The sequence below is a fragment of the Flammeovirga yaeyamensis genome (assembly GCF_018736045.1).
GTDB lineage: Bacteria > Bacteroidota > Bacteroidia > Cytophagales > Flammeovirgaceae > Flammeovirga > Flammeovirga yaeyamensis.
Genome location: NZ_CP076132.1, coordinates 3,251,358 through 3,265,294, shown reverse-complemented (window position 1 = coordinate 3,265,294; position 13,937 = coordinate 3,251,358). Strand labels below are relative to the sequence as shown.

The following is a 13,937-nucleotide window of genomic DNA, read 5'->3' as shown; positions in this document are numbered from 1 at the left end:
ATTATTCCTTGGATAACGAATTGAATAGGGATTGTTAAGATGATAGTACAATAATATCGTAGAGATGTGCTATTAATAAGGATCAGAAGTGAACTCGCTTATTTTCTGAGCCACTTTCTGCCTTTTACCTCTATATATTTATAACTCCAATTCGATATCAAGATGGTGATCCCGATGAAAGTGATCATATACAGAAGATGCATCCATTGGGGTAAAGTCTCCCAACCGAATTGCGCTTTCCATATCGGAAACTGAAACCAGAAAAAGAAGAAGACTAACCCGTGCATCAGATAAAGTGAGTAGGAGATATCACCTAAGAATTTTAGGGATGGAGATTCTAACAAAGCGCTTACTTTATTGTTGTTGTAGGCTGTTGCAAGTAAGAGTAAAGCAAATAAAGGAACGAATATCAAATCATTCCACATAAAGTGAAAACCAATGCCAATGCTCACCATCAATACTATAAAAACAATGTCTTTTGATAGAAATGAAGCTCCGATTTTTTTATCAAATAATTGATAGATATTGACTCCTAAGATAAATTGAAATAGGCACCTCACCCAACCAAAATCCCAAGTGATGTCTAAATTATGGTTGGGATGGAAATGAACTAACATCACCAAAAGACTAAATGATACAACAGAAGAGATTATCCATCCTACTTCATTTTGTTTTCCCAATGCTCCGAGAATAAAGATGGTGATGAAGTAGGTCCAAAACTCTGCTCCAATAGACCACGACGGCATATTCCATGATAAGAAATGATAGAAGTTCATGGCATTCATCATGGTGAATTCGGGAAGTAAGGCCTTGGGAGAGAAATAGAGTTCCCAGCTTCCATCAATCAATTGAGGATAAAGTTGACCAAAGACCAATGCACCAATAATGGTCACCATTAAAGTAAATAAATGGAGAGGGTATAATCGATTAAAACGCGTCCATAAAAAGCGTTTCATCTTAAGAAATGAGAAGCCTTCTTTAAACTCCTGTCCATAGACATGGTAGATGATGAATCCGCTTAACAAAAAGAAGAAATCCACCCATAAGTATCCTTTAGAGAAAATACCTGTAGAAGAGCGATCGAATAAACTGCCAAGATCACGGTAGTAAGTGCTTACATCAATATGGAAAATAATAACCCATAAAGCTGCTATTCCTCTTAGAGGAGTGAGAGAAGTTAAGTAGTTAGTCGGTTTCATATTTACTTTAATATCTTGTTATCTAACCACTAAGGTAATCATAAATCTGATAGGAGAGGTGGAATTATTGATTATCGAAGAACTTCTTTATATTTGAATTACTTTTTTAATAATGTATCAAGCAAACATGAAACGACTACTCTATTTAGTTCTATTTTTATTGGTAGGACTTACTGCTAATGCACAAACGCCAATCGGGCTTCAATTTGATTTATACGGACAGCCTATTCATGGGTATTATGATCCACTTTCTTTTTCTTCTTCGGCATCGGTGTCTAAAAATTTAGGAGAATTCTTACCTGGAAAGGTCTATGACAAAGAGGGTAATCCAAGTAAAACCCTAACAAAATTCTCCGTGGCTAAACTTTCTAAAAAGTCAGCTGATGGTATTTCTGAAGCCATTTATCCAAGCAGATATTCTGCAGTGACAGTAGGGCAGGATTCCTTTTTTGTTGCACAAAATATTCATTTCAGAGGTAGAACTCGAAACCGTGAGTCTTTTGTACAATTTATTGCAGAGTTCGATAGTACAGTCTTTGCAAAGGTATATAACATGAACTTTAACGGTTCGGTGATGCATCAGACCTATATTGCAAAGAAGTATGATGAGGAAACTTGGGAAGAGATTAACCCAAATAAAAAAAGTATCGAACCAATGATTGAGCATTTTTTCTCGAAGTATGATAATGTTATCACTCAAGGAAAAACCATGGAAACAGGTGCGGTAAATTACTTTGCTTTTTTAGGATTCGAATACGAAAAGAATCTCGAATTAAATGATCAATCCATTGCAGGATTAATCAATATTGCAAAGATAACTTCTAAGTTCAGTAAAGATGAAAAGACTTATTTAAATAAGTTTTTTATAGAAACGAGAGATACATCAAAAGCAAAGTATTACACAAAAATTAAAGGTATTTATCAAGACTATTATACAAAGCAGTACTTTAATTTGTATGATGAATTAATATATGAAGTCGACTTTAAGAATACCAAAATGAATGAGCTACATGGTAACTATACCATGTATTACAATGGGAAATTGGCCATTAAAAAGACAATTGAAGATGGAGAAGTGAAGCAGGGAGAAGTATATAAAGATGGCCTTTTAGTGTATTCTTATAGAAATGAAAAAGTAAAACCTGAATATGGTGCTGAATATACTGAGTGTGTTTTCAATTTTGGACAAGGAGATCAGAAAACGGGAACGTTCGATTTCTATGATCCTTTTGATAACCTCAAGAAGTTTATTACGCTAGATAATGGTGTTCCAACATCCATTACTTTCAACGACCATGGACAATTGAAATCTTATTTTGTTCAATCTGGAAATCCTTTCAAACTGAAAAAGATAAACAGGCTTTTTCAAAGCCACATAAAAGATCAATTCTTTGTTTTCCATGATGTTTACAAACCATTATTGGTCCGCATGAAAATAGATACCGAAGGTTATGTAAAGGAGTATCAGCTTTTGAATGAAGTCAACGATAAATTTGATGTAAAAGTAGACGAATTCATCAAAGCCCATGTATTAAATGGAGGAGGTAAGAAGTTGAAATTACGACCAAAAGACAAAAAAATAGATTCCCCATTAGTGGTCATCGTACCTTTTGAATTGTTGATCGGAGGACAATTCTGGTTTATCAATAATAATGCGGATTGGATGATGCACCAACAGATGATGTGGCATAATAATTTCATGCACCAACAAATGATGCATCAACAAAACTTACATCATATTCAAAGCGTTGCTCCAACTTTTTAAAAGTACGGGCGCATCGCATACGCCCCTTCAAATAATCCGCTTATTCATCACCCAAAACCATAGTGGAGGAAACAAAGCACAAATGATAGCCGCCGGATACCCAAAAGGTAATTCGGGGGCTTTTTTTTGATGTTCCAATGTATGGTACTTCTTCGATGCTTTGTAATGATGATCCGAATGTCTGGTAAGTTCAAATAAAATGATACGGCCAAACGTATAGTTGGCATTCCAAGAGTGGTATACCTGTACCTTTTCGTATCGACCATTAGGTAATTTCTTTCTCAGCAAACCGTAATGTTCAACGTAGTTGATGGTCTCTAATAATAATACTCCGACTATACCTGAGAGTATCACAAAGACAGCGGTGGTGGAATTAAATAGGAGGAATAATGTAGTCATGTACATCAAATAGATGATGGAATACCAAAGCATTTTATTCTCAACTGTAAAGAATTTCCCTTTCAATAATTGAAGCTGAATCTTCCATGCATCAACATAAGAGAAGATAATACTTCTCATCCAAAAGAGGTAGAGCCACTCGTTCTTTTTAGCCGTGGCAGGGTCGTTAGGCGTAGCTACGTGATAATGATGACCTCGATTGTGTTCGATATAGAAGTGCATATAAAATGAAGGGAGTAAGAGCAATTGTGCAAAGATCTGTTCTCTCTTTTTATTTCGATGTCCTAATTCGTGAGCAACATTAATACCCGCTGTTCCTAATACAAGTCCTAGGCTGATGATAAGCCCGATGTTTTCAGAAGTAGAGAAATTTGTCGCTTCCCATTGAGCAATTGATAATGCCACCAATCCATACAACCAAACTAGGTTAAAGTAGAGAAGTAGGTCGTAAATTAAAGCGTATTGTTTGTTATTGGTGTCACTTACTTCTTCTGTGGTTGGAAGTATTGCATCTAAGATAGGAACGAAGATAAAAGCAAAAATAACGGTTCCCCAAGCGAAGAAACCTCCTTTAAGGAAGCCAATCAGACAAAAAAGTGGGATCAAGTAAGCGGAGAAATATTTTAATTCTTTGGTATTCATTATGTGTGTTAATTTATTGGTTACTACAAAAATACGGAAGAAATTTCAGGAATTGAAATGTGAACCCCACTGGCGCAAGAATTAAGCGCTAGCGTTTCTTGTGCCCACAAACTTCCAAGGTCTCCCGACCTTGTTGCCGTATACCACGAGGTCGGGAGACCTCTAACGTTTATAGTTACAGATGCCGCTGTCGCTAAACATCTGCACCAGTGTAGTAAAACTGGCGCAAGAATTAAGCGCTAGCGTTTCTTGTGCCCACAAACTTCCAAGGTCTCCCGACCTTGTTGCCGTATACCACGAGGTCGGGAGACCTCTAACGTTTATAGTTACAGATGCCGCTGTCGCTAAACATCTGCACCAGTGTAGTAAAACTGGCGCAAGAATTAAGCGCTAGCGTTTCTTGTGCCCACAAACTTCCAAGGTCTCCCGACCTTGTTGCCGTATACCACGAGGTCGGGAGACCTCTAACGTTTATAGTTACAGATGCCGCTGTCGCTAAACATCTGCACCAGTGTAGTAAAACTGGCGCAAGAATTAAGCGCTAGCGTTTCTTGTGTCCACAAACTTCCAAGGTCTCCCGACCTTGTTGCCGTATACCACGAGGTCGGGAGACCTCTAACGTTTATAGGTACAGATGCCGCTGTCGCTAAACATTTGCACCAGTGTAGTAAAACTGGCGCAAGAATTAAGCGCTAGCGTTTCTTGTGCCCACAAACTTCCAAGGTCTCCCGACCTTGTTGCCGTTTACCACGAGTTCGGGAGACCTCTAACGTTTATAGGTACAGATGCCGCTATCGCTAAACATCTGCACCAGTGTAACGTGAATAAAATTATGATAATATTGTAGTAATGATTAACTTAAGGAACCAACTTCCAATTCAATAAATATTTAAATTTCTACTATGCTCCAACGCTACTTACAACCGAAGAACAGATGTATTCTGTGCTTTATTTTTATTACCTGTATTTTTTTATTTGGTAAAGTAGAAGCACAAAACTTAGATGATCATCAATGGAAGCATCGCTTATTGGTCATCAAAACAAATACTGAAGGTCAAGACCTCTATACCCAACAAATTGAAGAGTTCGAAGGGGAGGAAAATGAGTTTGAGGAAAGGAAAATAAAGGTATTTTATGTTGTCAATTCATCTTATTCGTTAAGCGCTGATGAAAAAGCTTCAATCGATTGGGAACACCCCTTGCTATTTGATAAAAGAATGGATTTTGAAGTAGTTCTAATAGGTTTAGATGGTGGAGTGAAGCTAAGAGAATCGACATTTCTGTCAAAAAAAGACTTATATGATAAAATAGATAGTATGCCAATGAGAAGGACGGAGTTAAGGGATAAGAATGTCCATTAACTTTCATAAGATCCACTTATCATTCATTAACTTATAAGCCATTTTTAATTTAATATTTTTGCATCCGAAAAAAATTGACGGTTCTCTTTCAACAAGCAAAAAAGAATCATTTAAAACGGATAAATTACTTAAAAATGAAAAATGGCAATCCAGCAGTAGTGGGTTTAGCAGGCTTCGGTTTGACTACTTTATTATTACAATTCCATAACCTAGGATGGGTCGGATTAGGTCCTGTTATGGCTATGGGTATTATCTTCGGTGGTCTAGCACAGTTTATCGCAGGTTTCCAAGAGCAAAAAATGGGCAATAGCTTTGGCTTCTCTGCATTTGTATCATACGGAGCATTCTGGATGGGTTTATGCATCATCTGGCTTTGTAACCACTATGGAGTGTACACTTCGTCGCATTCTGATGTAGGATTCTTCTTATTGGCATGGATGCTATATACAGCAATCATGTTCGTTGCTTCGTTAAGAATTCATACGGCAATGGCCTTCACATTTGGTACATTGTTGCTTGGTTTCTTGTTCTTAGTGTTAGAGCACTTCGTATCGGAAGCATTCAAAACAATCGCAGCAATCGATTTGATCATTTGTGCATTGGCTGCATGGTACATGATGGCGGCGGCAATCATCAACGAATTAGCGGGTAAAGTAGTACTACCTTTAGGTAACAAGATTATCAAATAGTCTGACTTTATTTTAAATATTAAAACCACCTCAGGAGTGATCTTGGGGTGGTTTTTTGTTTATCTAAAAACTTCTTGTTTAATTTTCTTCATTCCTCTGGAAATGGATGAGGAAAGGGCATCAATCTTATCTTCAATATTTTTAATATGTGTATTGATCTTCTTCAACTCATCACTAGGTTGTTTCTTTAGCAACACTTGAATTAACTGATGAACGATAGAGAAATCACCTTTTACCTTATATTCTGAATAGTTGAAGATGTTTTCAAAGGTCTCGTAATCTTGTACAAGCCGATCGGTTAAATCAAATACTTTTGACTCGTCGTGATACTGACAAACCATATACCCATTGGATAATTTCTGAATCTTATTGGTCCGATATAAATAGTGATCATCAGAAATTTTATAGGTTTTCAATTGATGTTCTTGGGGGATTCCTGTTTTAAAAACCTCTTCTAGTTTTTCAAATATCCCAAACTCGTGTACATTGGGAAACAAGTCTTCTATGAACTTCCCTTCATAATCTATATCAGGGACTCCATCCATTTTTCTTCCTGTAGTATTGTAGAGTACGAATCGATATCGATCTTTTTCCACTCTTTCATAAACCGCTATTCCGTAAAGAGAATTTTTAAAGTAGTTAAGTAACAATTGATCCATATAAGTAAGCTAGTAGATTTGTAAAAAGGGGTCGTTAAATACATCAACATGAAGTTAATGAAAATTGTTCAATAATCCATTTTGCTCCCCAATTATGAATGATTACCTTGTGGTAAACCTAATGTTGAACAGCTATATAAGTTACATTTTTTAAATTAGTACTAACTTCAAATTGAAATGAATATAAATATCAAAACCCCCATTTTATTTTTTTGTTTATCTGCAATAATTATTTCTTGTAATTCACAGAAGGGTAAAGTGTTACAAGATCCTCAGCTTACCTATAAAGCATACACTCCAAAAACAACAGATATTAAAATATCTCGAATGGAGTACAAAGATAAATTATATGGATTCTGGTTGGGTCAGTGTATTGCAAATTGGACTGGTTTAGTTACAGAAATGGATAAGATTGGCAATATCGGAGAAATCAAAACAGGTGACTTTTATACAAGAGAGGATTGGGGGAAACCGGACCTGCCAAGTATTTGGGGGCAGGGCATACCAAGTGATCTATCAGAAACTATTGATTTCGTTATTAGAACAAAAGATGAAGTTTGGGGAGCAGACGATGATACTGATATTGAATACATCTATCAACATCTACTTTACACAAAAAAGAAAAGTATTTTATCTCCGGAAGACATTCGAGAAGGTTGGTTGAAGCATATTAAAAAAGAGGAAGAAAACTACCTTTGGGTATCTAATCAAAAAGCATTTGATTTAATGCAAGAGGGAATGTTACCACCTGAAACAGGTGATCCCAAAAATAACGAGCATTACGATATGATCGATGCCCAATTGACCACAGAGATCTTTGGATTCTTTGCACCCGCTCGTCCTGATATCGCTCAGAAAATGGCCTATCTTCCTATAAGAACAGTAGCAAGGGAAGATGCCGCTTATATCTCAGAATTTTATGTCAATATGTACTCTTTGGCATCAAAGGTAGATCAAAAGTTAACCCAAAAAGAGAAGATCTTATGGATGGCCAAAGAAGCAAGAACTAAAATGCCAGCCACTTCATATGCCACGAAGATGTATGACTTCGTTAATGCCGAATATCAAAAAGGAACAAAATGGGAAGAAGTGAGAGACTCATTGTACATCAAATACCAAGTGAACCAAGAAGATGGCTACGATATTACCTCCAAGGAACTGTATTGTAACGGCTGCTTTGCTGCAGGTATTAATTATGGAGCATCTATCATCAGCTTGCTCTATGGAGAGGGAGATCTGAAAGAAACTATCAAGATTGGTACACTTTCAGGATGGGATTCCGATAATCCAACCGCTACATGGGGAGGACTTATTGGTTTTATGATTGGTAAAGAAGGAGTAGAGTCTGCTTTCGGAAATAACCTTTCCGACCGTTTTGATATCCATAGAACAAGACAAAACTTTCCCCTAGATAGTGTAGATACTTTTGATCGTATGGCTGAAGTTGGGGTGTATATTGTGGATAGAGTGGTGCAGGAAGAGATGGGTGGTGGTGTTGATTTTGGGGAGGGGGTTTGGTGGGTGCCTGGTACTTAAGTGTAGAAAACCAAAAATCCTGTTAACTTAAATTAATGCAATATTTAAATAATAAATGTGATTTGTTATATTTATTTTTAAATGGGAACTATTGCATTTATTGATATTGAGGTTAATGTAAAATCTAAAAAAATTGAAGATATTGGTGTATTGACTTGCGATGGAATGAAATCTCATTCAACATCAAATAAGGACTTACTTCAATGTATTCAAACCAAAGATTTTATTTGTGGACATAATATTTTTGTCCATGATATACCTATTATTGAAAAACAATATATAGTATCTTTTGATGATAAACATTTGATTGATACGTTACATTGGTCCCCATTATTATTTCCCACCAAACCTTATCATCATCTTCTAAAAGACGATAAACTTCAAACAGAAGAGCTGAATAATCCATTAAACGATTGTCTAAAAGCAAAAGATCTTTTACAAGATGAAATTTCCTCCTTCCATAAATTAGATGATGAATTAAAGTCAATTTATTATTCATTATTGAAAGACAAAAAGGAGTTCTTGTCTTTCTTCAAATACATTGGGTATAAAGAATCTGATTCAGATCCAATCACTTTGATTAGAAAAAGATTTAAAGATGAGATATGCGACAATGTAGATGAACTAACAGAATTAGTTTCCGATCACCCTATTGAGTTGGCTTATGTATTGTCTTTAATTTCGATAAAGAGTAAATATTCTATCACTCCACCTTGGGTCTTGAAAACATACCCTGAGATTGAAAATGTATTTCGACTTCTTCGTAATACAAAATGTTCTTCGAACTGTAATTATTGCAATCAGAAATTAAATGCCAAGGAAGGCTTAAAGAAATATTTTGGCTATCCTGATTACCGTAAGTTTGAAGGGAAATCACTTCAAGAAGATGCTGTAAACGCTGCCATTAATAATGACTCCATCTTAGCTATATTTCCTACAGGCGGAGGTAAATCGATTACCTTTCAAGTACCTGCTTTGATGAGTGGGGATAATGTAAAAGGGTTAACGGTCGTCATTTCTCCATTACAATCTTTGATGAAAGATCAGGTGGATAATTTGGAGAAATCTAGTATTACAGATGCAGTAACGATTAATGGATTATTAGACCCTATTGAAAGAGCAAAGTCTTTTGAAAGAGTGGAGGAAGGGAAGGCTTCTTTATTGTATATTTCTCCAGAATCACTTCGGTCGAGGTCAATTGAAAGACTTTTGTTGGGACGAAATGTCGTTCGATTTGTCATTGACGAAGCCCATTGTTTTTCATCTTGGGGACAAGATTTTAGGGTGGATTACTTATATATTGCTGATTTTATTAAGAACCTTCAAGAGAAGAAAAATCTTGATTATACCATTCCTATTTCATGCTTTACAGCTACTGCAAAGAAGCAAGTAGTCAACGATATTAAGTTCTATTTTGCAAGCAAACTCTCCCTTGATTTAAAAGAGTTTAGCTCAAAAGCATCAAGAACTAATTTAAGTTATCAGGTAATTCCTAAGAAAGGAGATAAAGAAAAATATGCGAAGCTTCGAGAGTTATTAGAGGCGAAACAATGTCCGACTATCGTTTACGTGTCTAGAACAAAAAAGGCGTATAAAGTAGCCGAACAATTGAACCAAGATGGTTTTTGTGCCAGGGCTTATCATGGTAAGATGGATAAAAATGAGAAGTCGGAAAATCAGGAACTTTTTATCAATGGAGAAGTAGATATTATGGTGGCTACTTCTGCTTTCGGCATGGGAGTAGATAAAAGTGATGTTCGAATGGTAGTACATTTCGAGGTATCCGATTCTTTAGAAAATTATGTTCAAGAGGCAGGAAGGGCAGGTAGAGATCAGAGCTTGACAGCAGAATGTTTTGTGTTATTTAATGAAGAAGATTTAGATAAGCATTTTCTTCTTCTAAATCAGACAAAATTAAATTTCAATGAAATAAAACAGATATGGAGTGCCATCAAGCAGTTGTCTGTTTTTAGAAATAGTGTGTCTAATTCTGCTTTAGAAATTGCAAGAAAAGCGGGTTGGGACGATAGTATCAAAGAATTAGAAACAAGAGTCACTACTGCCATAGCAGCTTTAGAAGATGCTGGATATGTGAAACGAGGGCAGAATATGCCTCAAGTATTTGCAGATAGTATACAATCGAAAAACGCTCAAGAAGCGATTGATAAGATTTATGATTCTCCTCGATTTAATGAGGCTCAAAAGCAAAATGCGATTCGGGTGATTAAGAAGCTGTTTTCATCAAAAACTAGAATAAAAGAAGATGATGAAAAGGCAGAAACAAGGGTGGATTATATCTCTGATCATCTTGGATTAAGTAAAGAAGAGGTCATTGAAAGCATTTCCTTAATGAGAGAAGAAGGGATACTTTCTGATGCTAAAGATCTTACAGCTTTCATCAAAAAGGAAGACAAACAAAATACTTCTCTGAATATATTGAAATGGTTTATTGGTATCGAAAGGTTCTTGATGAATGAGTTTACTGAGGAAGAAGGCCAATACCATATCAAAGAGTTAAATGAAAAAGGTGAAGCTGAAAATGTGACCAAAGTAAATCCTCAAAAGATAAAAACCATTTTAAATTTTTGGGTGATTACCAATTGTATCAAGAGGAAGAAAGATGAGTTTTCTAATCATCATATCTTGGTGAAAAGTAAATTATCGAAAGAGGAGTTTAAAAAGAAAATAGAATTAAGAAGTCAAATAGCTGAATTTATTGTCAAGGAATTATTTGAAAGAAGTAAAGAACAAAAGTCATCAGGTTCTGAAGTGTTAATTCATTTTTCTGTAATGGAATTAAAGAAAGTTGTTGAGGATAGAAGTTCTGCAACTTTATATAAAATCACTCCTTCAATTAAAGATATTGAAGAGGCTCTATTCTATCTTTCAAGAATTGATGCTATAAAGATTGATGGAGGATTTTTGATCACTTACAATAAAATCAAAGTCGATCGTATAGAGAAAAATAATGCGATTAAGTACAAAAAATCGGATTATAAAAAGCTAGAGGATTATTATCAAAGCAAGACAGAACAAATCCATATTGTTGGGGAATATGCCAACAAAATGATTGATGATTATAAGTCAGCTCTACAATTTACAGAGGATTATTTTCATTTAGAATATGCCGATTTTTTGAAGAAATATTTCAAAGGAAATAAAGGGAAAGAATTAAAACAGAACATCACTCCTGCAAAATATGAACAGTTGTTTGGTGGGTTATCCATTACTCAAAACAGTATTATTACGGATAATAAATCGGAGTATATTTCTGTATTGGCAGGGCCTGGAAGTGGGAAAACTAGGGTATTAGTGCATAAACTCGCTTCTTTAATATTAATGGAAGATGTAAAGCACGAACAACTTTTGATGTTGACATTTTCTAGAGCAGCAGCCACTGAGTTTAAGATGCGTTTGAAAGAACTGATTGGTAATGCGGTATATGGAATTGAAATAATGACTTTCCATTCGTATTGCTTTGAGATATTGGGAAGGGTAGGTGACTTAGAAAAGGCCAAGAATGTGATTGCTTCTACGGTGGAAATGATTCGAAATAAAGAGATTGAGCCATCGAATATAACCAAAACAGTGTTAGTAATTGACGAAGCCCAGGATATGGACGAAGCAGAATTCGATTTAGTATCCGCTTTAATGGAGGTAAACGATGACATGAGAGTGATTATGGTGGGAGATGACGATCAGAACATCTATGAATTTAGAGGGGCTTCATCAAAATATCTGGAAAACTTTATACATGAACATCAAGCCAAGAAGATTGAGCTAACAGAGAATTATAGAAGTGATAAATCACTGGTCGAGTATTCCAATCAGTTTGTTCAAAAGATCCAAAATAGGTTGAAGGAAACCCCAATCATTCCTAAATCTAAAGTGGATGGCACCGTTGAATTGACCAAATATTCTTCACCTTTTATTATTGAAGCAGTTGTGAGGGAAGTATTTTACAGTGAATTAAAAGGTTCGACTTGTATTCTTACTCATTACAATGTAGATGCCCTCCAAATAGCAGGAATGTTGAACATGATGGGTAAGAAAGCCAAACTCATTCAAACCAATGAAGGATTTAATCTCTTCAATTTATTTGAAATTAGAACGTTCATCTTAGCCATCGATTTCCAAAACTCTGAAGCAATTATTGATAATCAGGTTTGGAAAGAAGCCATCAATAAAATTAAGATAGAATTTAAGGACAGTCCTCATCTAGAAGTTTGTTTGAATATTACTTCAGCGTTCCATGATTTATACCCAAAAATCAAGTACAAATCAGATCTAAAAATATTCATCAAAGAGTCTAAGCTAGAAGACTTTATCAACTCAGAAGAAGAAACTATTTTGGTATCTACTATTCATAAATCAAAAGGAAAAGAATTTGATAATGTCTTCATCATGTTAAAAGACAAAATTGATAATGTAGATGCTAAAAAGCGAGAATTATACGTCGCCTTCACCAGAGCAAAACACAATTTATTTATTCATACTAATAAGAATTATCTCAATAGTATCTCTATTAATAATTTAATTTGGAAGCAAGATGATGAACAATACGAACCATCGAAACTTTTATTGCTTCAGACTACCCACAAAGATCTTTGGTTAAGTTATTTTGTTCGTATGCAAACTCTAATATCAAAATTAAAGACAGGAGATGAACTTACTTTTGATAATGAAGGCTGCTATTTCCATGAACAATTTCCCTTATTAAAGTTCTCTAAAGCATTTCAGGAAGAGTTGAAGAAATATGAGATGAAAGGGTATACTATCAGAAAAGTAAAGGTGAGTTATATAGTATATTGGTGGTGTGAGGAACATGAGAAAGAGGTGAAGATAGTGTTGCCGGAGGTTTTGTTGAGGAGGGGGTGAGTTCCAAAAACTGTATGTAAGTGATGAAGTACGTATATTTGTAATCAAATAATTTTCAATAAGTTATGATTTTTACCACAATTACAAACTTTAGGGCGAATGCAAAGTCATTCTTAGATAAAATAATAGGTGACTTTGAAGAATTAACGATCACAACAAACAAAGGTAATTTTGTTGTAATTACTGAAGAGGAATATAATTCATTAAAAGAGACAGAATATATTTTAAGTAATCCAGAAAAGATGGAGGCTATCAATGAAAGTTTAGAAGACTATAAAGAAGGGAAATCTAAAAAATTTGATAATCTAGACGATACATTTGATGCATTGGGAATTTAGTTATCGATTTGAAAAAGAGATTAAAATTTTCAAAAAGCAAAATGATAATAGATCTCTAAAAAGATAAAAAAATTAATGCTTGATATTGAAAGGAATGGACTAGATTGTTGTTTAGGTAAACCCGAAAAGCTAAAGCATCAACTAACAGGTATGTATTCTAGAAGGATAAATAAAAAAGATCGATTGGTATATCAAAAAGTAGGGGATTGTGTGAGATTAATTTCTTTAAGGGATCATTATTGAGTTTAATCTATTTCTAAGGGATCTTTTAACAAGATTATCTAATAGCTTGTTCATTTTTTTTAGTTGTTCATAAATTATGAACACAATGTATTTGTGAACATGAAACTAGCTTAAATATTAAATTTTAACCCAAAGTAGTTTAGTTTTAAATAGGATATTGAAATAAGATTCCTTTGCATCAATTTATATATTAATGATTTTGATACTATTAAATCATGCAATTGATGT

10 protein-coding genes are annotated in these 13,937 nt (G+C 34.9%); 7 read left to right on the top strand and 3 right to left on the bottom strand.

Annotated features, from left to right (window positions below; genetic code table 11):
* Positions 1–98: 98 nt before the first annotated feature.
* Complete coding sequence (locus KMW28_RS12830) at positions 99–1,199, bottom strand: acyltransferase family protein (RefSeq protein ID WP_169663070.1); 1,101 nt, start codon at positions 1,197–1,199, stop codon at positions 99–101.
* A gap of 127 nt (positions 1,200–1,326) precedes the next feature.
* On the opposite strand from KMW28_RS12830, the gene KMW28_RS12825 reads away from it, so the two are divergent.
* Positions 1,327–2,964: a toxin-antitoxin system YwqK family antitoxin gene (locus KMW28_RS12825; protein WP_169663071.1), complete on the top strand. Its 1,638-nt coding sequence runs from the start codon at positions 1,327–1,329 to the stop codon at positions 2,962–2,964.
* 27 nt (positions 2,965–2,991) lie between these two features.
* On the opposite strand, the gene KMW28_RS12820 is transcribed toward KMW28_RS12825, so the two are convergent.
* A complete protein-coding gene (locus tag KMW28_RS12820; RefSeq protein ID WP_169663072.1) occupies positions 2,992–4,005 on the bottom strand; it encodes an alkane 1-monooxygenase in 1,014 nt (337 codons plus the stop codon).
* A 902-nt stretch (positions 4,006–4,907) separates the two neighbouring features.
* Between KMW28_RS12820 and KMW28_RS12815 the strand changes: the two genes are divergently transcribed.
* Positions 4,908–5,366, top strand: a complete 459-nt coding sequence (locus KMW28_RS12815; RefSeq protein WP_169663073.1) for a DUF4174 domain-containing protein — start codon at positions 4,908–4,910, stop codon at positions 5,364–5,366.
* A gap of 134 nt (positions 5,367–5,500) precedes the next feature.
* Positions 5,501–6,055 carry an acetate uptake transporter gene (locus tag KMW28_RS12810; protein ID WP_066206332.1) on the top strand — a complete coding sequence of 185 codons (555 nt, stop codon included), beginning with the start codon at positions 5,501–5,503 and terminating at the stop codon, positions 6,053–6,055.
* 59 nt (positions 6,056–6,114) lie between these two features.
* Here the strand turns inward: KMW28_RS12810 and KMW28_RS12805 are convergent, their stop codons facing one another.
* A complete protein-coding gene (locus KMW28_RS12805) occupies positions 6,115–6,714 on the bottom strand; it encodes a transcriptional regulator (protein WP_169663074.1) in 600 nt (199 codons plus the stop codon).
* 177 nt (positions 6,715–6,891) lie between these two features.
* Between KMW28_RS12805 and KMW28_RS12800 the strand changes: the two genes are divergently transcribed.
* The 4 genes from KMW28_RS12800 (at position 6,892) to KMW28_RS28510 (ending at position 13,709) form a co-directional block, all read left to right on the top strand.
* Positions 6,892–8,250 (top strand): ADP-ribosylglycohydrolase family protein, encoded by a 1,359-nt coding sequence (locus KMW28_RS12800; protein ID WP_169663075.1) that lies wholly within the window; start codon positions 6,892–6,894, stop codon positions 8,248–8,250.
* A gap of 81 nt (positions 8,251–8,331) precedes the next feature.
* Positions 8,332–13,128 carry a RecQ family ATP-dependent DNA helicase gene (locus tag KMW28_RS12795; RefSeq protein ID WP_169663076.1) on the top strand — a complete coding sequence of 1,599 codons (4,797 nt, stop codon included), beginning with the start codon at positions 8,332–8,334 and terminating at the stop codon, positions 13,126–13,128.
* 65 nt (positions 13,129–13,193) lie between these two features.
* A complete protein-coding gene (locus KMW28_RS12790) occupies positions 13,194–13,466 on the top strand; it encodes a type II toxin-antitoxin system Phd/YefM family antitoxin (RefSeq protein ID WP_169663077.1) in 273 nt (90 codons plus the stop codon).
* 51 nt (positions 13,467–13,517) lie between these two features.
* Positions 13,518–13,709 (top strand): Txe/YoeB family addiction module toxin, encoded by a 192-nt coding sequence (locus tag KMW28_RS28510; protein WP_394369905.1) that lies wholly within the window; start codon positions 13,518–13,520, stop codon positions 13,707–13,709.
* Positions 13,710–13,937: the final 228 nt, after the last annotated feature.